Genomic DNA, 22,235 nt, shown 5'->3' with positions numbered 1-22,235 from the left:
ATCGGGCCCTCGTCACGAGAGCAGAAACTAGTCCCCTGTCGCGCGAGCGGAAACTAGTCCTTGTCGGTTTCCTTGTTGGGCGAGGTCTTCGCGACCTGCATCAGGAACTCCGCGTTGGTCTTGTTTTCCTTGAGCTTGCCGATGAGCAGCTCGATAGCCTGCTGCTGTTCGAGTCCGGTCAGGACGCGACGCAGCTGCCAGCTGACTTTGAGCTCTTCGGGACTGATCAGGATTTCTTCGCGTCGCGTTCCGGACGAGTTGACGTCCACAGCGGGGAAGATGCGACGGTCGGCCAGCTGACGCGAGAGCTTGAGCTCCATGTTGCCGGTGCCCTTGAACTCCTCGAAGATGACCTCGTCCATCTTGGAACCGGTCTCCACAAGAGCAGTCGCGAGGATGGTGAGCGAGCCGCCGTGTTCGATGTTGCGCGCGGCGCCGAAGAAGCGCTTGGGAGGGTACAGCGCCGACGAGTCAACGCCTCCGGACAGGATGCGTCCCGATGCGGGGGCGGCCAGGTTGTAGGCGCGGCCCAGGCGGGTGATCGAGTCGAGAAGCACCACCACGTCCTGGCCCATCTCGACCAAACGCTTGGCGCGCTCGATCGCGAGTTCGGCGATCGTGGTGTGGTCCTCGGCCGGACGGTCGAAGGTCGACGCGATGACCTCTCCCTTGACCGTGCGCTGCATGTCCGTCACCTCTTCAGGTCGCTCGTCCACGAGCACCACCATGAGGTGGACCTCGGGGTTGTTGACCGCGATCGCGTTCGCGATCGACTGCAGCACCAGAGTCTTACCGGCCTTGGGGGGCGAGACGATCAGTCCACGCTGGCCCTTACCAATCGGTGAGACCAGGTCGATCACGCGATTCGTGAGGTTGCGAGAATCCGTCTCGAGGTGGAGGCGCGTCTGCGGATACAGAGGAGTCAGGTCGCCGAAACTGGGACGAGTCTTAGCCTCTTCCGGCGTCATGCCGTTGACCGCGTCGATGCGCGCCAACGCGTTGAACTTCTGACGCTGGCCACGCTCCCCCGCACGCGGAAGTCGGGCCGCGCCGGTGACGGCGTCACCCTTGCGCATGCCGTACGTGCGCACCTGGTTCATGGAGACGTAGACATCGGTCTTGCCGGGCAGGTAGCCGGTGGTGCGGATGAATCCGTAGTTATCGAGCACATCCAGGATTCCGCCAACCGGGGTCAATTCCTCGTCGTCCCTCACATCGTCCTCGTCGTAGGACTCGGCGGGACCGGTGCTCATCCCCTGCTGGCTATCGCGGCCACGTCCGCGGCTGCGGCCGCGTCCCCGGCGTCTGCGGCCCGAACGATCGTCGTCGTCCTGGTTCGAGTTGTTCTGCGAGGTGTCGTTACCGCCCCGGTTGCGGTCATTGCCGCCACCCTGGTTGCCATCGTTGCCACCCTGGTTGCGGTCATTGCCGCCCCGGTTACGGTCGCTGCTTCCACGCTGGTTGCGGTTGCCACCTTGGTTGCGGTCATTGCCGCCGCCCTGGCGGTCGTTACCGTCGTGGCTCGACTCGCCGGTGGCCGCGATGGCGACTGCCTCCTTGGCTCGGCGCGCGCGCTCTGCGGCGGACTCGGCGGACTCGCCCCCGCCACCGGCGTCGCGCTTGTCCGCGGTGTGAGTCTCGCCCCTGTCGTAGCTTGAGTTCTCCCCCGGCTTATCAGCGTGCTTGTCCGAGTCGTTGTCCGCAGTGTCGGCCGGACTCAAATCTTTTTCTGTGCGGGAGGGGGCTACCCCACCGTTGTTGATAGCGGCGACAAGGTCGCTCTTCTTCATCTTTGCCACGCCAGCCACGCCGAGTTCGGAGGCAAGAGCCTGCAGCTGCGGAAGCTTCATGGCGGTGAGGGCCGCATTGGTGTTGCCGGCCACGCTTGTGTCAGTCACTAGATTCCTTTCCTCGCACGAGCCACGGTGGCTCCAGAGGTGCGAGTTGCCCACGTGCGCGCCATGGTGCGGGAACGTCGTCGTACACGACGCGCTATACGTGGAATGTCGCTCGCCGGGGCACTTGGGTCCGTCCGGGGAGCACTCAGAGCGTAGCACCGGCGTTGGCACCTGTGCAAAGACACCGGCTACGCGCGCATCTTGACATGAGTCACCAGGGACACCTCCAGCGAAGTTGACAGCGGCCCGTCCCGTTGCGCACCGTGGAAACGCAGATAGTGCACCACTACCATCCGCGGTTCGGGAGCGGACGTCCGCCGCGGTCGATGTCAAGGGAGTTCACATGACCATTCGCCCAGCCATCGTGAGGATCGTCGACATCCTGTTTTCGATCGTCGGGATCTTCCTGTTGCTACGCTTCGCCCTGAAGTTGTTTGGCGCCAACGCGGGTGTCGGCTTCGTGTCCTGGCTCTACGAGATGACCGCGGTACTTCTGGAGCCCTTCCGCGGCATCTTTCCCACGACGACCTTCGAGAATCAGTACGTGCTGGAATTCTCCACACTCTTCGCGATCCTGGCGTACGGCCTCGCGTACGCCCTCATTGTCGCGTTGCTCGACGCGTTGACCCCCACGCCCAGGCGCACGGACACGAACCCGACCTCGCGAGACACGACGCCGTCCTAGGACTTCGATGGGCGCAGCGCTTCGCCAACCGCGAGGCCGCGGGCGCCAAAGCCTCGCCGTGAGGCCACACCGCCTGGGGTGCGCTTAGGCGGTGTCCTCGCCCGCATGCGGGGGCAGCGACGGATCGGGAACAACAGCGGCGTCCAACGCGACCGGCGCGGCAGGAACGTGCACCGGCTCGATGGGCGTGTCCACCTCGTCGAGCGGGGCCGCGAACTGCGCCTCATAGAGTCGCGCATAGGCGCCGTGAGCGGCCAGCAGCTCCGCGTGCGTGCCCTGCTCCACAATCGCGCCGGCCTCCATCACCAGGATCACGTCGGCGTCACGAATGGTGGACAGCCGGTGGGCGATCACAAAGCTGGTGCGATCCTTGCGCAGCTGCTCCATGGCGTGCTGGACCAGGAGCTCGGTGCGCGTGTCCACCGAGCTGGTCGCCTCGTCCAGGATGAGCACGCTGGGGCGGGCAACGAATGCCCTCGCGATCGTGATGAGCTGCCGCTCTCCCGCTGACAGGGCGCCCGAGTCATCGTCGACGACCGTGTCGTAGCCGTCGGGCAGGGAGTGGACGAACCTGTCGACGTACGCCATGCGGGCCGCGTCGAGAATCTCCTCCTCCGTCGCTGAGGGACGGCCGTAGGCGATGTTGTCCCGGATGGTTCCGCCGAACAGCCACGCATCCTGGAGCACCATGCCGGTGCGCGAGCGCAGGTCGTCGCGCGTCATGTGCGCCGTGTCGACGCCGTCGAGCAGGATGCGTCCGCCGTCCAACTCGTAGAAGCGCATGACCAGGTTCACGAGCGTCGTCTTGCCGGCCCCCGTGGGGCCCACGATCGCGACCGTCTTGCCCGGCTCGACCGTCAACGACAGGTGGTCGATGAGCGGCTCGTCCTCCTTGTAGCGGAAGTTGACGTCCTCGAACTCGAGCCGACCATGGAAGTCGTCCGGGGTGACGGGCTCGGCCGCGCCGGGCGTCTGATCGTCTGCGTCAAGGAGTTCGAAGACCCGCTCGGCGCTCGCCACGCCGGACTGCAGCAGGTTGGCCATGGAACCCAACTGGCTGAGCGGCTGCTGGAACTGTCGCGAGTACTGGATGAACGCCTGGACGTCGCCCAGGGGCAGGTTGCCGCTGGCGACCTTGAGCCCTCCGACCACGGCAATGCCGACATACACCAGGTTTCCCACGAACATGGCTGACGGCATGATGATGCCGGAGATGAACTGCGCGCCGAAGCTCGCCTCGTAGAGTTCCTCGTTCTTCTGGGCGAACGTAGCCTCGACCTCACGTTGGCGGCCGAATACCTTGACGAGCGCGTGACCCGTGTAACCCTCCTCGATCTGCGCGTTGAGCGTTCCAGTGTGCTTCCACTGGTCGATGAACTTGGGCTGCGAGCGCTTCGCCACCATGGTGACGATGCCGATCGTCAGCGGAATCGAGACGATCGCGACGAGCGCCAACTGCCAGTCGATGATGACCATCATGATGAGCACGCCCAGCACGGTCAATACTGAGTTGAACAACTGACTCAGCGTCTGCTGGAGGGTCTGCGACACGTTGTCGATGTCGTTGGTGACGCGGCTCAAGAGATCGCCGCGCTGGTGGCGGTCAAAGTAGTTCAGGGGCAGCCGGTTGATCTTGGTCTCCACCCTTTCGCGCAAGCGGTAGACCGTGCGCTGCGTGACCCCGTTCAGGATGTATCCCTGCAGATAACTCAGCAGCGACGAGGCGACATAGATCACGGCCACACCCACCAGGATGCGATGCAGCTTGTCGAAATCGATACCCTCGCCGGTCAGGAACCCCGTGAAGATGGTGGTGGTCGCCTCTCCCAGAATCTTGGGCCCGATCACCGACAGGGTCACGGCGACCGCGCCAATCACGAGCACGGCGATCACGATGCCCGCCTCAGGCCTCAGGAGCTTGGTGAGCCGACGAATCGACCCGCGGAAGTCTTGCGCCTTCTCCACCGGCATTCCGGCCATACCGCCGCTAGGGCCGTGTGCCGGTCGGCCCGGCGGGCGCGTTACGGGCTTCTCTTCGGCGCTCATGCCACCTCCTCCGCGCGCAACTGGGTGGACACGATCTCTTGATAGGTCTCCGACGTCTCCAGCAGTTCGGCGTGCGTGCCGCGGTCGATGATCCGGCCGTCTTCCATGACCAGAATCTGGTCGGCTTCCATGATGGACGAGACGCGTTGCGCGACCACGATCACGGTGGCGTCTGCGACGGCTGTGCGCAGTGCCGCCCTCAGCCGCGCGTCCGTGGCGGTGTCGAGCGCGGAGAACGAGTCATCGAAGAGCAGGATCTGTGGCGAGCGCACGAGCGCTCTCGCGATGGAGAGGCGTTGCCTTTGCCCACCGGACACGGTGGTGCCTCCCTGAGAAACCGCCGTGTCCAGCTGGGCCGGCATCGCCTCCACAAAGCCGCGCGCCTGCGACACCGTGAGCGCCTCCCACAGCTCTTCCTCGGTCGCGTCGGGCTTGCCGTAGCGCAGCGTCGAGGCGACGGTGCCCGCAAAGAGGTAAGGCTTCTGCGGCACCAGTCCGATCGACGACCACAGCGCGTCCATGTCAAGCTCACGGACGTCGACGCCCCCCACCAGGACCTGGCCCACCGTCGCGTCATACAGCCGGGGAATCAGGTTCAGCAGCGTCGTCTTGCCCGCGCCCGTCGATCCGATGATCGCGGTCATGGTTCCCGGCTTCGCCGTGAACGAGATCTCTGACAGAACCGGCTGTTCGGCGCCGGGGTACCAGAACCCCACGCCGCGCATCTGAACGGTGCCGGGCGTGGGCATACCCATGATCGGCTGGGCGGGCGGACGCACGGTGGACTCGGTCTCCAAAACCTCGCCGATGCGGTCCGCGGCCACTGCGGCGCGCGGCACCATCACAAAGAGGAACGTCGCCATCATCACCGACATCAGGATCTGGATCAGATACGTGAGGAACGCCGTCAGCGCGCCCACGCCGGTCTGACCCGACTCGACCCGGCTGGCCCCGAGCCAGAGCACCGCCACGGAGCCGAGGTTCATGACGACCATCACAAACGGGAACATCACGGCCATCAGGCGACCGGCGAGCAAGGCGGACTCGGTGACATCGGCGTTGGCCTTGGCGAACCGCGCCGTCTCCTCCGGCTCCCGCACGAATGCCCTCACGACGCGCACGCCGGTGAGCTGTTCCCGAAGCACCTTGTTGACCTGGTCGATGCGCCTTTGCATGCGGCGGAAGTGCGGGACCATGCGTGAGATCACCGCGCCGATGCCCGCGAGCAACACGGGAATCGCGACCACCATGATCCATGACAGCCCCACGTCCTGCTGAAGCGCCATGATGACTCCGCCGATCGCCATGAACGGCGCGCTGACCAGGAGCGTGGCGCTCATCAGCACGAGCATCTGGACCTGCTGCACATCGTTCGTGGAGCGGGTGATCAGCGACGGCGCACCAAAGTGCTGCACCTCGTTCTCCGAGAAGGTGCCGACGCGCCCAAAGACCCTGGCACGCACGTCCCGGCCGACGCGCATCGCAAGCTTTGCGCCAAAGTACACGCCCGCGATCGCGCAGCCAGCCTGGACAAATGCCAATCCGAGCATGATCGAGCCGACGCGCCAGATGTAGGCGGTGTCACCCGTTGCCACACCGTTGTCGATGACGTCTGCGTTGAGGCCGGGCAGGTACAGGTTGGCGATCGACTGGGAGAGCTGGAACACCAGCACGCCCCATAGCAGGCTCTTGTAGGGCGCCACCGATGTCACGAGGAGTTTCCACAGCATGGGGCTAGCGACCTTCCTTGACGATGCCTTGCAGAATGAAGTCGACGAGTTGCTCGGTGTCCAGGTCGCGGTCCGCGGTGAACATCGGCATGGACGAGCCGAACGCCAGCAGCCTGATGAAGAACACCGCCAGGCCCTGGTCGATCCTGAATCGATCGGCATCGGGCGCGAACAGCGCGGCGAAGATGGCGCGGGCACGCTCGTCGGCACGTGGGTCTCGCGTGTGCTCGTGTGGGGGCTTGCGATGACCGAGCGCGGATACTACTCCCACCACACCGGAGAACCGTTCCCGGAAGATGTCGACGACGGCCCTCACCTTGGTCTCAAGCTCGAGCGCGGGATCGATCTTCTCGAGGGCACAGAACGTGGGCTCGGGGTCCATGAAACGCGCGACGGCCTGCTGGATGAGTTCATCCTTGTCGGCGAAGGCGCGAAAGATGGTGCCCTCAGCGATGCCGGCGGCATCGGCGATGTCCTTGGTGGTGATGTCTGCGCCGTGGCTCGGCAGCAGCGGCACCACGGCGTCGAGTATCGACTCTCGTCGGTCCGCGACCGACATGCGGGGCGCCCGGCTCGGTATGGGTGAACTCACTCGCGCATCGTAAATGAGTGAGCACTCACTCCGCAACTCGAATCCCGGCGGGCGCGTCCCCACGGCGCCCCAACGCGCAGCGGACGCGAGCGCCCCGCGGCGGACGAGAGCGCCCCGGAGCGGGCCTACCCTGGAAACGTGCCGCCTCCCGACGTTCTCGAACTTCCCCTCGCCATCAACCTGCTCGCGGTCTTCTTTGGCGCGCTCGGCGGAACCCTGCGGGCGGGCGAGGACGAACATACCGACCTCGTCGGGGTGTTCACGCTCGCCGCCGCCATGGGATTCGGAGGAGCGCTGGTGCGCGACCTCTTGCTGGGCAACCTGCCCCCCGCCGCGTTTCGAGACCCCTGGTACCTCATCATCGCAGCGGGCGCGGCCGGACTCGGCATGCTGTTCCTCTATTACCTCCGCAAGCTTGGGCCGGCGCTGTGGCCGATCGACACCATCGTCATCGGGCTCTTCGCGTGTGTGGGCACGAACGCGGCGCTCATCGCCAAACTAGACCTGTTGCCCGCCATCATCGTCGGCACCCTTGCCTCGGTGGGCGGCCTCATCCTGACGGACCTGCTGCAGGGCAGGCCCTCGTCGATCATGTACGTGGGACCACCGAATGCGATTGCCGGCATGGCCGGAGCGGTTTGCTACGCGCTGCTGTACAACGGAACGCGGCCCGTGATCTCGATCGGGGTCGCCGTGATCGCCACGGTCCTGGTGCGCCTCGCGGGTCCCCTGTTCCACCTGACGGTGCCACAGCCGCGCAAGCGCGCGTACGAGCTGAAGCTCAAGCGGCGCGAGAGCAGCCGCACCATGGCGCGCCTTCGCAGGTCTGGCAAGTCGGTCGCCGACACCGTCGAATAGGCACGGCGTGACGCGTCGGAAGGTTTTCTAGCCGCTCGTGACGTTGACGCCGGCAACAGGCCCGATGGTGTGCACGCACCGCCAGTGGTCGCCGCCGACGCCGTCGGCCCAGTCGAGGAGCCCGGTTTCGAGCCCGGCGTCGCCAAGATTCTCGCCCAAGACCAGCACGGACGGTCCGGCTCCGGAGACCACAGCCGCCAGCCCCTGCCCGCGCAGGCGCTTGACCATGGCATGCGCTGCGGGCATGATCGCGGCCCGATAGTCCTGATGCAGACGGTCCTCGGTCGCGGCGAGAAGTCGCTCGGGAGCGCCCGCCAAGGCGGCCACGAGCAGCGCCGCGCGGCCCGCATTGAAGGCGGCGTCCGCGTGAGGCACAGAACCCGGCAGGACCGCGCGGGCCTGCTTGGTCGGCAGGATCGACCGCGGAATCAGCACGGCCGTCTCGATGCCCAATGCCACCGTGACAGGGACGGCGTGCGCGCCGTCCGCGTCCTGCCACGCTGCGGTCGCACCCCCGTAGATCGCAGGCGCCGCGTTGTCAGGGTGGCCCTCGAACTGGGTGGCGAGGCGAAGCATTCGCTCGGGCCCGAGCAGGTCGGGCTCCGCGATGAGGCCCCGCACTGCGGCGATGCCGGCCACCACGGCCGCGGCCGAGGACCCCAACCCCTTGCCGTGCGGAATCGCGTTGCGGGCGACGATGCGCAGGCCCGTGTGGGAGGCGCCCACGGCGTCGGCGGCGGCCCGGATCGCGCGCACCATCAGGTGGTTCTCATCGCGGGGAAGGCTGTCGGCGCCCTCGCCCTCGATCTCGATCTCAATGGCGCGGGAGCCGAGCGCCCACACCTCGACCTCGTCGGTCACTCCCAGCGCCATGCCGAGCGCGTCGAAGCCCGGGCCGAGGTTGCCCGCGGTTGCGGGGACGCTGACTCGGACGTGGTCGGCGATGTACCGCATGTCCCTTACAGCCCAAGCGCCGCGGCCGCGGCTTCGACGTCCACGGGAATGACCTGCGGTTCCACCGTGCGATCGCCGAGCGCGGTCGCGGTGTCCTTGAGTCCGTTGCCGGTGACCGTGCAGGTGATGGTCGCTCCGCGGGGCACCTCGCCCGCGGCCGCGGCGGCCAACAATCCCGCGATGGGGGCCGCGGAGGCCGGCTCCACGAACACTCCCACCTCGGCCGCCAAGCGCGCCTGGGCGGACAGGATCTGCTCGTCCGTGACCGCGCGGATCCAGCCCCCGGACTCGTCTCGGGCGGCAATGGCCAGGTCCCACGACGCTGGCTTGCCGATGCGGATGGCCGTCGCGACCGTCTCCGGGTCCTTGATCGAGTGACCCACCACGAACGGCGCCGCGCCGGCGGCCTGTACGCCCCACATCTTGGGCCTGCGCGAGGCCCGGCCGGCGTCGGCGTATTCCTTGAAGCCCATCCAGTACGCCGAGATGTTGCCCGCGTTGCCCACCGGCAGCATGTGAATGTCGGGGGCCTCACCCAGCTGATCCACGATCTCGAAGGCCGCGGTCTTCTGACCCTGGAGGCGATATGGGTTGACCGAGTTGACCAGCGCGATCGGGTACTTCTCCGACAGGGCACGGACGATGTCCAGGCACTCGTCGAAGTTGCCGTCCACCTGGACCAGGTCCGCGCCGTGCACGATCGCCTGCGCCATCTTGCCCGCCGCAATCTTGCCCTGTGGAATCATGACGACGCAGCGGAGCCCCGCGTGGGCGGCGTAGGCGGCGGCCGACGCGGACGTGTTGCCGGTGGAAGCGCACACCACCGTGTGGCTGCCGTCCTTCACCACTTGGGTGATCGCCGACGTCATGCCGCGGTCCTTGAACGACCCGGTGGGGTTCATGCCCTCGTACTTGACGAGCACCTCGGCGCCCACCTCGGAGGAGATCTTCGCGGCGTAGATGAGCGGCGTGCCGCCCTCGCCGAGCGACACGATGCGGTCGCCCTCGTCAAAGGGCATCTGATCCAGGTACTCGCTGATGATCCCGCGCCACAGGTGAGCCACAACTACTCTCCTTCAATCCGGAGGACGGAACGAATCTCGGTCACGGCGTCCGAGGCGCGCAGTGCGTCGAGCACCTTCGCAACGTCGGCCTCGGGGGCGCGATGCGTCGAGATCACGATGGTAGCCAGGCCGGTGTCGGCGCTCGCCGCCTTCTGTCGAACCGCCTCGATCGACACGCCACGCTGCGCGAGGGTGCTGGCGATGCCGGCGAGCACGCCCGGCTCGTCGTGCACGATCATGCGCAGCTGGAAACGCGAGTTCGAGGCCTCGATGGGAAGCACGGGAAGGTCGGCGTAGTGGGACTCGCGCGGCCCGCGTCCCCCCTGGGCGATGTGCCTCGCCGCCGAGACGATGTCGCCCAACACGGCCGACGCCGTGGGAGTGCCGCCCGCGCCCTGGCCGTAGAACATGAGTTCGCCCGCGGCCTCGGCCTCGACGAAGACGGCGTTGAAGGCGCCGTGGACTCCCGCGAGCGGGTGCTCCAGCGGCACGAGTGCGGGATGCACTTTGGCGGTGACGCCCTGCGCGGTGCGCTCCACGATCGCGAGCAGCTTGATGACGTGACCCGCCTCGGCGGCCGCCGCCACGTCGTCCGCGGTGATCGCGGTGATGCCCTCGCAGTACACGTCGTCCAGGTGAACCCGCTGATGGAACGCGAGCGAGGCGAGGATGGCGGCCTTGGCGGCGGCATCGTGCCCCTCGACGTCGGCAGTGGGGTCGGCCTCCGCATAGCCGAGGTCTTGCGCCTGCTTGACCGCGACGTCGTAATCGAGCGCGTTGGTGGTCATCTGGTCGAGCACGTAGTTGGTGGTGCCGTTGACGATGCCCAGGATGCGCTTCACATGGTCGCCCGCGAGGGACTCGCGCACGGGGCGAATGATCGGGATGGCACCGGCCACCGCAGCCTCGAAGTAGAGGTCGACGTTGGCCGCGTCGGCGGCCTCGAACAGCTCGGGGCCGTGGGCCGCCAGCAGCGCCTTGTTGGCCGTGACCACGGCGGCGCCCGCTCCGATCGACTCCAGCATGAAACTGCGCGCGGGCTCGATGCCGCCTATGAGTTCGACCACCAGGTCCGCGTCATCAATCAGGGCGTGCGCATCGGACGTCAGCAGGGCGGGGTCGATCACGGCGTCGCGCGGCGCGGAGGTGTCGCGCACGTAGATGCCGGCGATCTCGATGGGAGCGCCGACACGTTGCTCCAGATCGCCCCGGTTCTCCGTCAGCAGCCGCACCACTTGGGTACCGACCGTTCCGGGACCGAACAGGGCGATCTTTACGGGCTTCGCTGGCTCAGACACGCGCCCAGCCTAGCCGAGGCGCGCCCCGCAACCGGGCGCCACAGGGTGCTGTCCGGGCCGACGCTGATCAGGCTCGGCCGCCCACCTCGGTGTCGATGCCGCGCGGCAGGTCCACCACGCGGTTGCCCAGGCCCCGGCGCGCAAGCCCAGCCACCGCAACGACGCGCTGCTCGGTGAAGTGAGCCCAACCGTCCACGTGGATGGGAACGATCGTGGCGTCGGGCCAGAACGCCGCCACGCGCGCGGCTCGGGACGCGTCGAGCGTGAGCGGCGCCGTGCCGCGGTTGGCCACCTTGGCGGACCCCATGCACAGCAACGCGATCGTGACGTCTGGGTGATCGGCGGCGATGCGACCGGCGACCGCCACGGATGAGTTGTCGCCGGAAAAGTACACCGTGGGCCACCCCTGGGCCCGTAGCACGAAGCCGATGACGGGACCCGTGTGCGGGGCGACGTGGCGCGGCCCATGTTGGGCCGCCGCGGCCGTTACGGTGATGTCGTGCCTGCCCGTCACGACGCGCGTGTCGCCGGGACGCATCCCCACCAGGCCGGGAACTCGCTCCGACCCCCTCATGGTGGTCAGCGCGAGGGAGGCGCCACGTGCCACTTCCTTGCCAGCATCGTCGAGATTGTCGGGGTGGTGGTCGTGCGACACCAACGCGAGGTCAACGGGACCCACCTGCTCGGCGGTGAGGGCCGGCCCTTCGGTCTTGCTGAGACCGCTGTGCGGGCCGGGCGGGTCGAAGGTCGGGTCGGTGAGCACGGTGAGGCCCGCGTAGTGCAGCGCGACCGTGGGGCCGCCGATCAGTGTGAGTTTCACGGGTGCGTTCATGCGTCGATCCTGACACAACGAGCACCGCGTTTTGGGGCCTTAGGCTGGAGACGTGGCTGACCGCGCGAGAGTCCTCATGGTGTGCACCGGGAACATCTGTCGCTCCCCCGCGATGCACTACCTTGCGGCGCGCGAGTGGGCCGATGCGGCCGAGGTGACCTCAGCCGGAATCTCCGCAGAGACCGGAATGGACGCCACCCCTCAGATGCGACGCGCAGCCGCCGCGTACGGCCTGACGTTGCCAAGGCATCGGCCGACTCAACTCACGGCGCGGATGGTCGCCCGCGCGGATCTCGTGCTGGTCGCCACGGAAAGCCACGCCCGCTGGATACAGCGGGAAGTGGGCGAACTGCCCGGTCACGTGTTCGGCCTCAAGCAGGCAGCAGAGTTGGCGGCGCAGGCAGAAACTCCGCACGGCGCGGATCCCCGCGAGCGCCTGCGTGGCGCCATCGCGGCACTCGCCGCAATACAGGAGAGAGATCCCGCTCCGCTGCGTAGCCTCGACGACCCCTGGTCGCGCGACCAAGCCACCTATGACCGGGTCATGGCAGAAATCGTCGAGGCGTTGTCCGCTCTCACCGCGTGGGCAGACCTGAACTAGCGTAGCGGCGCCGGCATGGTGCGCTCCCGACTAGTGATCCTCTCGGGTGTCGGCATCGATGTCGGGGTTGTCCTCGGAGAATGCCGCGGCGTCTGACATCGCCTGCTCTTCAGGCTCGTCGGGTCCGTCGAATTCACTCCGGCCGCGCCGCTCGCGCTCGCGCTCCACCTCGTCGGCGATGTTGAGAAGGGTCTCGGTGCCCTCGTGGACTTCTTGGTTTTCCCTATCGGACTCGCTCATGGGTATCACTCCCGTTCATGTGTCCAACTCGGCGGCATTGACCACCTACATACGGGAACGGAAGGCCGTGCGTCAGTGTTCCAAGATCGGCCCGCAAGACCGTCTATCAGGGACGATGCAGCGAGGGAGTCGCTACAGCGGGACGTCCCAATCGAGCAGATCCGCCATGGTGTCGCGGCGAATCAGCACGCGGGACCGACCGTCGCGCACCGCGACCACCGCGGGTCGTAGCACCGAGTTGTAGTTGCTCGCCATGACGCGGCCATAGGCGCCCGTCGCCGGCACGGCGAGCAGGTCGCCGCGCGCAATGTCGGACGGCAGGTCCACATCGCGCACCACGATGTCGCCGCTCTCGCAATGCTTGCCGACCACGCGGGACAGCACGGGCGGCGCACCGGAGTGTCGATTGGCCAGGGCCGCCGTGTACTCGGCGCCATAGGTGATGGTGCGCATGTTGTCGCTCATGCCGCCGTCGACCGCGACGTACTGCCGCGAGCCGCCACCGTCCAGTGCGACGTCCTTGGTGACGCCCACGGTGTAGAGGGTCATGCCGGCGGGTCCGGCGATCGCCCGGCCGGGCTCGATCGAGATGTGCGGCCAACCAGCCCCCGCCGCCTCGACGCCCTGGGCCACGACGTCGGCGATTGCACGTGAGGCCCTCTCCACGTCCATCGACTCGGACTCGGGCGTGTAGGCGATCGCGTAGCCGCCGCCGAGGTCCACCTCGGGCATCTCGTAGCCGGTCTCGACGGCGAAGTCGGCACGGAGGCGCAGCATCCGTTCGGCCGAATCCTTGAAGGCATCTACCGACAGGATCTGGCTGCCGATGTGCGTGTGAATTCCGCGCAGTTCGAGGCGCGGCGACACGTGCACCGCGCGTAGCGCGTCGAGCGCCGCACCGGTCGCGAGTGACAGGCCAAACTTCTGGTCCTCGTGGCTGGTGGCGATGTGCTCGTGTCCACCCGCGTGCACCCCGGTGGTCACGCGCACCAGCACGGGCGCCACGACGCCCGCCGCAGCCGCCAGCGCGCCCAGCACCTCGATCTCGGTCATCGAATCCACGACGATGCGCCCCACACCCACCTCGAGCGCGCGGATCAGTTCGGCATCGGACTTGTTGTTGCCGTGCAGCGTGATCCGCCCCCCTGGCACGCCTCCGCGCAGGGCGAGCGCAAGCTCGCCCCCGCTGGCAACGTCCACCCCCAGGCCCTCGTCGAGAACCCAAGAAGCGATCTGCGAGCTCAGCAACGCCTTCGACGCGTAGAACACGTCGCACTGGGCGCCGTGGCGAGCGAACGCGGCCGCGAAGTGTTCGCGAAAGCCACGCGCGCGGGCTCGGAAGTCGGCCTCATCCACCACGTACAGCGGGGTGCCGTGCTCGGCGGCAAGCGCGCGCGCGTCGCAGCCGCCCACGGCGAGCGCGCCGTCGTCGGCGCGCGCCACGCTCTGAGACCACACGGCCACAACTACATCCTTTCGGGGGCGCCGACTCCCAGCAGCCCGAGTCCGTTGCGCAGCACCTGCCCGGTGGCGTCGTTGAGCCACAGGCGCGTGCGGTGCAGGTCCGTGATCTGCTCATCCCCCTGCGGGGTGACGCGGGTGCGGTCGTACCACTGGTTGAAGGCGGAGGCGAGGCGCTCGAGGTAGCGCGCCACGCGGTGCTGCTCCCGGAAGTCGACGGCCTGGGCGACGACGCGCGGAAACTCGCCCAACACTCCCAGTAGTGCGGCCTCGGACTCGTGCGTCAGCAAGGCGGCATCAAAGCCTTCGTCCCTGCTCATTCCGTACTCCGCGGCGTTGCGCGCCACCCCGGCGCTGCGCGCGTGGGCGTACTGCACGTAGAACACGGGGTTGGCGTTCGTTGCCGACGCGAGCACGTCGAGATCGATATCGAGCGTCGCATCCGCGCTGGAACGGGTCAAGGCATACCGGGCCGCATCGACGCCGACGACGTCCACGAGATCCTCCATCGTGACCACGGTTCCGGCGCGCTTGGACATGCGCAGGGGGGCGCCGTCCTTCACCAGGTTCACCATCTGGCCGATGATGACCTCGACCGAATCCGGGTTGTAGCCCAGCGCGGCCGCGCCCGCCTTGAGACGGGCGATGTAGCCGTGGTGGTCCGCGCCCAGCAGGTAGATGCACAGTTGCGCGCCGCGCTCGTGCTTGTCCCGGATGTACGCGATGTCTCCCGCGATGTAGGCCGGGTGGCCGTCGGACTTGATGACCACGCGGTCCTTCTCGTCACCGAAGTCGGTGGAACGTAGCCACCAGGCGCCTTCCGACTCATACAGCGACCCCGACTCCTTGAGCTGGTCGAGTGCGCGCTCGACCTTGCCGGACTTGTGTAGCGAGTCCTCGTGGAAGTAGATGTCAAAGTCCACGCCAAAGTCGTGCAGCGACTCCTTGATCTGGTCGAACATGAGGTGCACGCCGCGCACCCGGAAGAACTCGAGCGCCTGGTCATGGGGAAGCTCAAGCGGATTCCGTTCACCGGCCTCCATCGCGTCCTGAAGCACCTGGTCGGCGATCTCCAAGATGTATGCGCCGCCGTAGCCGTCCTCGGGGGAATCCTCGCCCTTGATGGCCGCGAGCAGGGACGCCGCAAAGCGGTCGATCTGCACACCGTGGTCGTTGAAGTAGTACTCGCGCGTCACCGTCGCGCCGTGGAATTCCAGCAAGCGGCTGAGCGAGTCCCCTACCGCGGCCCAGCGCGTGCCACCCAGGTGAATGGGGCCGGTGGGGTTGGCGGAGACGAATTCGACGTTGACGTGCACACCCGCGAAGGACTCGCCACGGCCGAAGTCCTTGCCAGCGTGGACGATCGACCTCGCCAGTTCGCCGGCCGCACCCGCCGCGAGCCGAATGTTGAGGAACCCGGGGCCCGCGACGTCGGCCGCATCGATGCCCTCCACGGTCAGCAACCGCGCAGCCACGATCTCGGCGAAGGCGCGCGGGTTCGTGCCGGCCTTCTTGGCCAACTGCATCGCGACGTTGGTGGCCCAGTCCCCGTGCTCCCTCACCTTGGGTCGCTCGACGCGCACCTCGACCACGTCCTCGTTGGTGAGGGCAATCTCGCCGGCGGCGATGCCCTCCTCGATGCAGACGGCGATGGTCGCGGAGAGTTCTTCTGGAGTCACACGTTGAGTCTATCGGCGCGTAGGTCCATGGCCGATGCGTCGGCGATCGGTTGCCCGTGCGGGCCTCGGCCGAGGGTCGTGCTACGAGGCGGAGGTGACCGCCTCGACCTCGCACTGCACGGGGTACGACTCGCGGCAGGCGCCGGTCCACGCGTTGATCCTGTCGCCAGCAACCAGGTCGCCAAGCACCACGGCGGTCTCGCCATCGATAGCGGCGGCCCAGAAGGGGATGTCGAACGTCGTGCCCGCGTAGTGCTCGTAGCCCGGGTCGGGCGCGAACTGCACCTGAACCGAGTCCTCGCCGAACGTGACCCCGGCGACGGAGCCCGCCGCCTCGGGAGCGGGGTGTCATACATACCCAACGCCCCGCGTGCGAGAACCGTTGTGGCCTCCCCTCCAAACCCGCCAATCCTGAGCGGGCCCGCTGGTACCCTTCATGGTGCGGGGCTGAGCCCCGCGATGCCCCCGTAGCTCAGCGGATAGAGCGCCGGTTTCCGGTACCGTAGGTCGCAGGTTCGACTCCTGTCGGGGGCACCCTCGGACTTCTCAGCGGTGCATGCCCCGCGACCGGCCCGGAAGGAACACGATGGCGAAGCTGTACTTCCGCTACGGGGCGATGAATTCGAGCAAGTCGGCCCTGCTGCTGACGGCCGCGTACAACTACGAGGAGCGCGACCAGCACCCCGTGCTCGTCAAGCCCGGCGTGGACACCAAGGCGGGACGCGCCGTCTCCTCACGCGTGGGCATCGAGAGAGCCGTGGACGTTCTCCTGCAGAACGACACCTCGCTGATCGCCGCGCTGGAGGAGCATCGTCCCCTGGGGCAGACGGACGCGGTCTTTGTCGACGAAGCCCAGTTCCTCACGCCCTCCCAGGTAGATGAGGCGTTCGTGGTCGCCGTCACCCACGGCGTGCCAGTGCTCTGCTATGGCTTGCGCGGCGACTTCATGACCCACTCCTTCCCCGGTTCCCTGCGGCTGCTCGAGATCGCCCACAGCATCGAGGAACTCAAGACGATTTGCCGATGCGGTGCCAAGGCGGTCTTCAACGCGCGCCGCATCGATGGTCACTTTGTCAGCCACGGCGCCCAGGTGGCGATCGACGGTCAGCAGGCCAGCTACGAGTCGCTGTGCGGGCGGTGCTATATCGACAAGGTGGGACCCGTCCAGCACGCCTGATCCGCGAGCGCCGGTACCTTGGCGTTCCTACGATAGAGACATGGGCAAGAGTCCGGACCTTCGCTACGAGCCGCTGCTCGGTCTCGCCTTGGGAGGCGGCGGCGCGCTCGGCGCCGCGCATGTCGGCGTGCTTCAGATCCTCGCCAGCAGAGGCATCCACCCGAATGTCGTGGTGGGTACGTCTGCGGGCGCGGTCATCGGGGCCGCCTACGCGGCGGGCTTCGACCTCGACGAGCTCGAACAGATCGTGGTGGGGTCATCGTGGGGCGACTTTGGCACATTCTCCTTCACGCCAGGGCTGGGCATCCTCGACACCGGCGGCCTGCGCAAGACCATCGACCGCCTCGCCGGCCCAGACCTCATGATCGAGAACTTGCCCCTACGCTTCGGCGCAGTCGCGACCGACCTGGTGACGCGCGAGGTAGTCCTCCTCGACAGCGGGTCCGTCGCCGACGCCATTTGCGCCTCCGTCTCGGTCCCGGGTCTTTTTCGACCGGCCAGGATTCACGGTCACCTGTTGGTCGACGGGGGTGTCGTTCAGAACCTGCCGCTTGAGGCGACCTTCGAGTTGGGGGCACGCCACGTGATCGGCGTGCGGCTCGCTCCTGAGTGGGACGCCCTTCCGTCCGTGCGCACGAGCCCCCGCGTCCACGAGTTCGAGATCCGCGACGATGTCACCATGATCCGCCCCCGCATCGGCACGCGCTCTCAATGGGTCACGGCGGACCTGCCCGCGCTCGTGCAGTTGGGCCGCGACGCAGCGATCGAGGCTCTGGAGGACTACCCGGAGCTGGGCGTGAGGGCAGCGGTGGCGGAGATTCCCCGCCGCATCGCCGAGTTCTTCCGCCCCCAAGGACGCGCGGCCGAAGGATAGGCAAACCCTCACCTGCCAGGGGTTTCCCCGTCAGGGTGTTCCCCGATACCCGGCCGTCAACATTCACCCCACAGGGCGATGACCGGGCATCGCTGCCGGTCGTAGCGTGGTGCGCAGCAACCACCAGGAGAGACACATGAGACTGCGAAACACGATCGGCGCCGCTGCGCTCACGGCTGCCGCCTTGGCCATCAGCGCGGGCAGCATCAACGGCGACGGCCCGGTCCTCTTGCGCAACGACCTGAGCGGCGAAACGACGTCCGAGCTCCGCGATGTCGACGGATTCACCGAGATCACTATGGCCGGGAGCGGAGATCTTCTGGCCACCGAGGGAGACTCCTTCGAGATGGAAGTCACCGCCGACTCGGCTTGACAGGCACACGTCACCACGGAGGTCGACGGCAACACGCTGCGGATCGACCAGGACTACTCGATCATCGGAGCGTCGCCGTCCGTCTCCGTGTCCGGCGCGGGTTCCGTGAGCGTGCGGTTGCGGCAATCACTCCACGCGGAGGTGTCAGGCGCCGGCAACGTCATCTACTACGGCGACCCGACGGTCACGAAGGACGTCTCGGGCGTGGGCTCGATCTCGCAGGGCTAGCGGCCGCTGCTACGGGGCGGGAGCTGGCGCCTTGGCCGGAGCAGGGGTAGGGCTGGGGACGGGAGATGGCGCAGGGGTCACGACTGGAGCCGGAGCGGGAGCGACCGGCTCCGTGGTCTGAGCGGGGGCGGTCGATGTGCTCGCGCTGGTGTTTCCACCGTCGGCCCCGCCGCCGCCTGACCAGTAGGTGTCGTTGTAGCTGATGATGGCGGAGACGCCCGGCTTGTACTCCCAGTGCCACGGCTCAAACTTCCGGTACTTCGCCCACGCGGGGTTCTCGAAACTGAAGGCGGACGCGTTGGCGTCGAGCCACGCCTTGGGTGGGCCGGAGTCGTCACCGCTGCACAGGTCGATCGCGAGTCCCCAACCGTGCATCGACGTGCCGGGAGATGCGGCCATGTAACCGCGCAAGGCACGAATTCGCACCTGGTCCGCGTAGGAGCGATAGCCCTGCTGGATGCACAGGTCACGCCCGAATTTGGCCTTGAACTGCGCATTCAACTCGGCGAGCGCCAGGGCCGCATCGGCGCGAAGGTAGTTGTCCGCACCCCACAGTTTGCAGAGTTGATCGGTGCTCAACTGGCCGTTCTCTCCGGTGAAAGCGGACGGCATCTTGCAGTCGGGGAGCCGGTTGGAGGTGCTGTACTTCTCGCTCGCGACCGCGAGCGCCTGAGTTTGATCGGCGATCGACGGCAACGCGATGACGGTGGGTACCAGCGAGGGACCCTCACCGAGCAGCGCATGGCCGGTGGTGGGGGTCTGACCCAGCACCACGCCGGGAACGGTCTCGACGCCCGAGTGGTACTCGACCACGTTTCCCATGATCGGGTACACGACCATGGCGAGCCCGAAGCCAGCAAGCACTCCACCGCGCGCCAACACCTTGCGTCGCCGGTGCGTGGTGCGGATGCGAATCTCGTGGGTCTCAGTGAGTCGACGAATGCGTCGCGAAAATTGGGTAGACCCGCGCGAAGACGGCGCCTTGGCGATGGGGCGGTAGGCCTGCGTCGGCATCGCCTCCGTGGCAACGTCATTCATGTGACCCGGAGTCTCTGGCGGCGACACCGGCGAACCGGAATCGAGGTCGCCCATGTGACCAGGCATTGAATCTCCTGTGGTCACAGATATCCTCCGGCGCGTGGTCTCTCATCGGCGCCTTTTCCACCCCAAGAAAGACGGCACCCGAGGAGTGTAACCGTTTCGTGACCTTTCTGGCCAGGCCGAAGGGACCACTGAGAGACTTCTTGAGCAATCTCTGAGACTTCGATGTGACGCCGGGCGCGCTAGGTGGACTGTGAGCGGGAGATCATGTCACGCACTTCGCCCACCAACTCTTCGATGATGTCTTCTAAGAAGACGACGCCTTCTGGGCTGTCGCCGTCGTCGACAAGAGCGACGTGTGCCCCAGAGGATCTCATGAGGGCCATCACGGCCTCCACCTGGGCATCCGGTCGCACAGACGCGATGTCGCGCACGCGCCAGTCGGCCAGCGGCTCCTCACGCTCACCCGGACGCACCTGCAGCGCATCCTTGATGTGGAAGTATCCGACCACCTGCGCGTCGGCGTCACGGACCGGGAAGCGCGAGAAGCTTGTCGACACCGCGAGCTGCTCCAGATCCTCCGCCGAGGCACCCCTCGTGACGCACACGACGTCGTCGAGAGGGATCATCACGTCCCTAGCCGTGTGGTCGGAGAACTCGATGGCTCCCTTGAGCAGACCCTCCGCGTCGGTGAGCGTGCCCTCTTCGCTTGAGCGCGAGACAATCAGATGCACCTCGTCGGCCGTGAACGCGGACGTCACCTCGTCGCGGGGTTCGATGCGGAACATGCGCAGCAGGGCGTTGGCGACCGCGTTGAGGCTGGCGATGAGCGGCCGTGAGAAGCGCGCAATCCACACCAGGGGCGGCCCAAACACCAGCGCCGCACGGTCCGGGCTGGAGACGGCGGCGTTCTTCGGAATCATCTCGCCAACCACCACATGGAGCCCCACAATGATGAACAGTGCGATGGCTATCGCCACCGCGTGGGCGGCGGTCTGGCTCATGACGCCGTGCAGCAGGCCCTCAATCCCATGAGCAATCGCCGGCTCGGCGACCACGCCCAGGGATACCGAGCAGATGGTGATGCCAAATTGGGCGGTCGCGAGCATCAGCGACACATTCTCCATGGCCCACAGCACGGTGGCGGCGGCGCGCGACCCCTGCTGCGCGCGCGGCTCGATCGAGCTGCGCCGCGCGGAGATGATGGCGAACTCCGCGCCCACAAAGAACGCGTTGGCCAGCAGGAGGCCGACGACGGCGAACCCCAGTCCCACACTCATGAGTCCTCCGTGCCAGGAATCACGAGTGCCCTTACCCGGTCGATCCGCCTGCCGTCCATGCGTTCCACGGTGATGAGCACGTTGCCGACCTCGACATAGTCCCCCACCCCTGGCAGGCGCCCAAGGGTCGCCATCACCAGTCCGCCGACGGTCTCATAGACGTGGGAGGTCGGCATAGTGATACCGGTGAGTTCCCCCACCTCGTCGGGTCTCAGCACGGCCGGCAGCACCCAGGCGCCGCCTGCCGCCCGGAACACTTGAGAACGACGCGAGTCGTGTTCGTCGGCCACGTCTCCCACGAGCTCCTCGACCACGTCTTCGAGCGTCACGAATCCGGCCGTGCCTCCGTACTCGTCGATCACGAGGGCGCATTGCAGCCCCAAGTCCTTGAGCTCGCCGAGCAGCGGACGCAGCGCCATCGTCTCCGGCACTCGCGGTGCCTCCACCATCAGGTCGCTCACCACGGTGCTGTCCCGTTCGTGCGCGGGGACCGCGATCGCTTGGCGCACATGCACCAGGCCCGCCACATCGTCCAGGCCGTCTCGAATCACGGGAAAGCGGGAGTGGCCGGTCCCGCGGGCCAGCGCCAGGACATCGGCCGCCGTGGCGGTGAGGGGCACGGTGTGCAGCCGCGTCCGGTCCGTCATGACGTCGTCCGCGGCGAGGTCATCCAAGTCGAGAGTGTTGGTCAGCAGCAGTGCTGTGGAGGGCGCGAGGGTGCCGACCTCCGCCGAGCGCCTCACGAGAGCGGCAAGCTCCTGGCGCGAACGCCCGCCGGCGAGCTCCTCTTGAGGTTCCATTCCGAGCGCCCTCACCACCGTGTTCGCGGCGCCGTTGAGCGTGACGATGAGTGGTCGCAACACCAGCGTGAAGGCGAGCATGAAGGGGGCGACGGCGGTGGCGGTGGGTAGCGGGCGCGCGATTGCGGCGTTCTTTGGCACCAGCTCGCCCACGATCATGGAAAACAGGTTGACGACGATGAGTGCCACCACCGCCGCGACGGTGGCCGATGCGGCACGCACCCACGGCGTGGCCGCCATCGGCACTTCGAGAAGCTGGGCGAGCGCGGGTTGGGCGGTATAGCCAAGGAGCACCGTGGTCAAGGTGATGCCCACTTGCGCACCCGAGAGTTGGGTGGAGAGCGAACGTAGCGCGCGCCGGACGCGACGCGCGCCCTGAGCGTCGCCGTCGATCTGTGAGGGATCGAGGGCAACAAAGGAGAATTCGGCCGCCACAAACAGGGCCGTCCCGATGGTGAGGCCCACGCCGAGCGCCACCATTAGCCACGCTGTCACGAGTAGGTGCGCCTTTCGCCCTCCATAGT

Annotated in this window: 22 protein-coding genes and 1 tRNA gene; 8 read left to right on the top strand and 15 right to left on the bottom strand. The window is 67.2% G+C overall.

Annotated elements, in window-relative coordinates; all coding sequences use genetic code 11:
- Positions 1-53: 53 nt before the first annotated feature.
- Positions 54-1,898, bottom strand: a complete 1,845-nt coding sequence (gene rho / locus QZZ29_RS09110; RefSeq protein WP_291382733.1) for a transcription termination factor Rho — start codon at positions 1,896-1,898, stop codon at positions 54-56.
- A gap of 343 nt (positions 1,899-2,241) precedes the next feature.
- Between rho and QZZ29_RS09105 the strand changes: the two genes are divergently transcribed.
- Positions 2,242-2,583, top strand: a complete 342-nt coding sequence (locus tag QZZ29_RS09105; RefSeq protein ID WP_291382732.1) for a YggT family protein — start codon at positions 2,242-2,244, stop codon at positions 2,581-2,583.
- 84 nt (positions 2,584-2,667) lie between these two features.
- Here the strand turns inward: QZZ29_RS09105 and QZZ29_RS09100 are convergent, their stop codons facing one another.
- Genes QZZ29_RS09100 through QZZ29_RS09090 form a run of 3 tightly spaced genes read right to left on the bottom strand, consistent with a single transcriptional unit; the run spans position 2,668 to position 6,951 of the window.
- Positions 2,668-4,629 carry an ABC transporter ATP-binding protein gene (locus QZZ29_RS09100; RefSeq protein WP_291382731.1) on the bottom strand — a complete coding sequence of 654 codons (1,962 nt, stop codon included), beginning with the start codon at positions 4,627-4,629 and terminating at the stop codon, positions 2,668-2,670.
- On the bottom strand, positions 4,626-6,359 hold the full coding sequence (locus QZZ29_RS09095) for an ABC transporter ATP-binding protein (protein ID WP_291382730.1): 1,734 nt from the start codon (positions 6,357-6,359) through the stop codon (positions 4,626-4,628). The genes QZZ29_RS09100 and QZZ29_RS09095 overlap by 4 nt, the downstream gene beginning before the upstream one ends.
- A gap of 4 nt (positions 6,360-6,363) precedes the next feature.
- Entirely contained in the window at positions 6,364-6,951 is a 588-nt protein-coding gene (locus QZZ29_RS09090) for a TetR/AcrR family transcriptional regulator (RefSeq protein ID WP_291382729.1), read from the bottom strand.
- 138 nt (positions 6,952-7,089) lie between these two features.
- On the opposite strand from QZZ29_RS09090, the gene QZZ29_RS09085 reads away from it, so the two are divergent.
- Positions 7,090-7,809 carry a TRIC cation channel family protein gene (locus QZZ29_RS09085; RefSeq protein WP_291382728.1) on the top strand — a complete coding sequence of 240 codons (720 nt, stop codon included), beginning with the start codon at positions 7,090-7,092 and terminating at the stop codon, positions 7,807-7,809.
- A 27-nt stretch (positions 7,810-7,836) separates the two neighbouring features.
- On the opposite strand, the gene thrB is transcribed toward QZZ29_RS09085, so the two are convergent.
- The 4 genes from thrB to QZZ29_RS09065 form a co-directional block, all read right to left on the bottom strand.
- Positions 7,837-8,763, bottom strand: coding sequence for a homoserine kinase (gene thrB / locus QZZ29_RS09080; RefSeq protein WP_291382727.1), 927 nt, complete (start codon positions 8,761-8,763; stop codon positions 7,837-7,839).
- A gap of 5 nt (positions 8,764-8,768) precedes the next feature.
- Positions 8,769-9,827: a threonine synthase gene (gene thrC / locus QZZ29_RS09075; RefSeq protein ID WP_291382726.1), complete on the bottom strand. Its 1,059-nt coding sequence runs from the start codon at positions 9,825-9,827 to the stop codon at positions 8,769-8,771.
- Between the two features lie 2 nt (positions 9,828-9,829).
- A complete protein-coding gene (locus tag QZZ29_RS09070) occupies positions 9,830-11,125 on the bottom strand; it encodes a homoserine dehydrogenase (RefSeq protein WP_291382725.1) in 1,296 nt (431 codons plus the stop codon).
- Between the two features lie 67 nt (positions 11,126-11,192).
- Positions 11,193-11,957 (bottom strand): MBL fold metallo-hydrolase, encoded by a 765-nt coding sequence (locus tag QZZ29_RS09065; RefSeq protein ID WP_291382724.1) that lies wholly within the window; start codon positions 11,955-11,957, stop codon positions 11,193-11,195.
- Between the two features lie 52 nt (positions 11,958-12,009).
- Between QZZ29_RS09065 and QZZ29_RS09060 the strand changes: the two genes are divergently transcribed.
- The gene (locus QZZ29_RS09060; protein ID WP_291382723.1) at positions 12,010-12,558 is read left to right on the top strand and encodes a hypothetical protein; all 549 of its coding nucleotides are present in this window, start codon (positions 12,010-12,012) and stop codon (positions 12,556-12,558) included.
- A gap of 30 nt (positions 12,559-12,588) precedes the next feature.
- Here QZZ29_RS09060 and QZZ29_RS09055 read toward each other — a convergent pair whose 3' ends face one another.
- From QZZ29_RS09055 to QZZ29_RS09040, 4 genes are all read right to left on the bottom strand, one after another.
- Positions 12,589-12,798 carry a hypothetical protein gene (locus QZZ29_RS09055; RefSeq protein ID WP_291382722.1) on the bottom strand — a complete coding sequence of 70 codons (210 nt, stop codon included), beginning with the start codon at positions 12,796-12,798 and terminating at the stop codon, positions 12,589-12,591.
- Between the two features lie 132 nt (positions 12,799-12,930).
- Positions 12,931-14,262: a diaminopimelate decarboxylase gene (gene lysA / locus QZZ29_RS09050; protein ID WP_291382721.1), complete on the bottom strand. Its 1,332-nt coding sequence runs from the start codon at positions 14,260-14,262 to the stop codon at positions 12,931-12,933.
- Positions 14,263-14,264: 2 nt separating this feature from the next.
- A complete protein-coding gene (argS, locus tag QZZ29_RS09045) occupies positions 14,265-15,938 on the bottom strand; it encodes an arginine--tRNA ligase (protein WP_291382720.1) in 1,674 nt (557 codons plus the stop codon).
- 81 nt (positions 15,939-16,019) lie between these two features.
- On the bottom strand, positions 16,020-16,223 hold the full coding sequence (locus tag QZZ29_RS09040) for a hypothetical protein (RefSeq protein WP_291382719.1): 204 nt from the start codon (positions 16,221-16,223) through the stop codon (positions 16,020-16,022).
- 176 nt (positions 16,224-16,399) lie between these two features.
- Here QZZ29_RS09040 and QZZ29_RS09035 point away from each other — a divergent pair.
- The 5 genes from QZZ29_RS09035 to QZZ29_RS09015 all read left to right on the top strand — a co-directional run bounded on the left by QZZ29_RS09035 (position 16,400) and on the right by QZZ29_RS09015 (position 18,590).
- Positions 16,400-16,472: transfer RNA gene (locus QZZ29_RS09035), tRNA-Arg, on the top strand.
- 52 nt (positions 16,473-16,524) lie between these two features.
- The gene (locus QZZ29_RS09030) at positions 16,525-17,115 is read left to right on the top strand and encodes a thymidine kinase (RefSeq protein ID WP_291382718.1); all 591 of its coding nucleotides are present in this window, start codon (positions 16,525-16,527) and stop codon (positions 17,113-17,115) included.
- Positions 17,116-17,155: 40 nt separating this feature from the next.
- Positions 17,156-17,989: a patatin-like phospholipase family protein gene (locus tag QZZ29_RS09025; protein WP_291382717.1), complete on the top strand. Its 834-nt coding sequence runs from the start codon at positions 17,156-17,158 to the stop codon at positions 17,987-17,989.
- Positions 17,990-18,125: 136 nt separating this feature from the next.
- A complete protein-coding gene (locus QZZ29_RS09020; RefSeq protein ID WP_291382716.1) occupies positions 18,126-18,362 on the top strand; it encodes a hypothetical protein in 237 nt (78 codons plus the stop codon).
- Positions 18,363-18,449: 87 nt separating this feature from the next.
- A complete protein-coding gene (locus QZZ29_RS09015; RefSeq protein ID WP_291382715.1) occupies positions 18,450-18,590 on the top strand; it encodes a DUF2807 domain-containing protein in 141 nt (46 codons plus the stop codon).
- 9 nt (positions 18,591-18,599) lie between these two features.
- Here QZZ29_RS09015 and QZZ29_RS09010 read toward each other — a convergent pair whose 3' ends face one another.
- The 3 genes from QZZ29_RS09010 to QZZ29_RS09000 all read right to left on the bottom strand — a co-directional run.
- Complete coding sequence (locus tag QZZ29_RS09010; RefSeq protein WP_291382714.1) at positions 18,600-19,694, bottom strand: M15 family metallopeptidase; 1,095 nt, start codon at positions 19,692-19,694, stop codon at positions 18,600-18,602.
- A 179-nt stretch (positions 19,695-19,873) separates the two neighbouring features.
- Entirely contained in the window at positions 19,874-20,911 is a 1,038-nt protein-coding gene (locus tag QZZ29_RS09005) for a hemolysin family protein (RefSeq protein WP_291382713.1), read from the bottom strand.
- A partial coding sequence (locus QZZ29_RS09000) for a hemolysin family protein (protein WP_366479349.1) occupies positions 20,908-22,235 on the bottom strand: 1,328 nt, incomplete at its 5' end. The genes QZZ29_RS09000 and QZZ29_RS09005, both read right to left, overlap by 4 nt.

Source organism: Demequina sp. (assembly GCF_016278765.1).
Classification (GTDB): Bacteria; Actinomycetota; Actinomycetes; order Actinomycetales; family Demequinaceae; genus Demequina.
Note: the sequence above shows the minus strand (reverse complement) of the source record. Positions and strands in the feature narration are given on the sequence as shown.

Bases quoted from the DNA above. Each gene is read 5' to 3' on its own strand.
- QZZ29_RS09030 (WP_291382718.1), top strand. From the start codon at position 16,525: ATGGCGAAGCTGTACTTCCGCTACGGGGCGATGAATTCGAGCAAGTCG.
- QZZ29_RS09065 (WP_291382724.1), bottom strand. From the start codon at position 11,957: ATGAACGCACCCGTGAAACTCACACTGATCGGCGGCCCCACGGTCGCG.
- QZZ29_RS09055 (WP_291382722.1), bottom strand. From the start codon at position 12,798: ATGAGCGAGTCCGATAGGGAAAACCAAGAAGTCCACGAGGGCACCGAG.
- QZZ29_RS09105 (WP_291382732.1), top strand. From the start codon at position 2,242: ATGACCATTCGCCCAGCCATCGTGAGGATCGTCGACATCCTGTTTTCG.
- QZZ29_RS09100 (WP_291382731.1), bottom strand. From the start codon at position 4,629: ATGAGCGCCGAAGAGAAGCCCGTAACGCGCCCGCCGGGCCGACCGGCA.
- QZZ29_RS09095 (WP_291382730.1), bottom strand. From the start codon at position 6,359: ATGCTGTGGAAACTCCTCGTGACATCGGTGGCGCCCTACAAGAGCCTG.
- QZZ29_RS09020 (WP_291382716.1), top strand. From the start codon at position 18,126: ATGAGACTGCGAAACACGATCGGCGCCGCTGCGCTCACGGCTGCCGCC.
- QZZ29_RS09010 (WP_291382714.1), bottom strand. From the start codon at position 19,694: ATGCCTGGTCACATGGGCGACCTCGATTCCGGTTCGCCGGTGTCGCCG.
- thrB (WP_291382727.1), bottom strand. From the start codon at position 8,763: ATGCGGTACATCGCCGACCACGTCCGAGTCAGCGTCCCCGCAACCGCG.
- QZZ29_RS09005 (WP_291382713.1), bottom strand. From the start codon at position 20,911: ATGAGTGTGGGACTGGGGTTCGCCGTCGTCGGCCTCCTGCTGGCCAAC.
- QZZ29_RS09025 (WP_291382717.1), top strand. From the start codon at position 17,156: ATGGGCAAGAGTCCGGACCTTCGCTACGAGCCGCTGCTCGGTCTCGCC.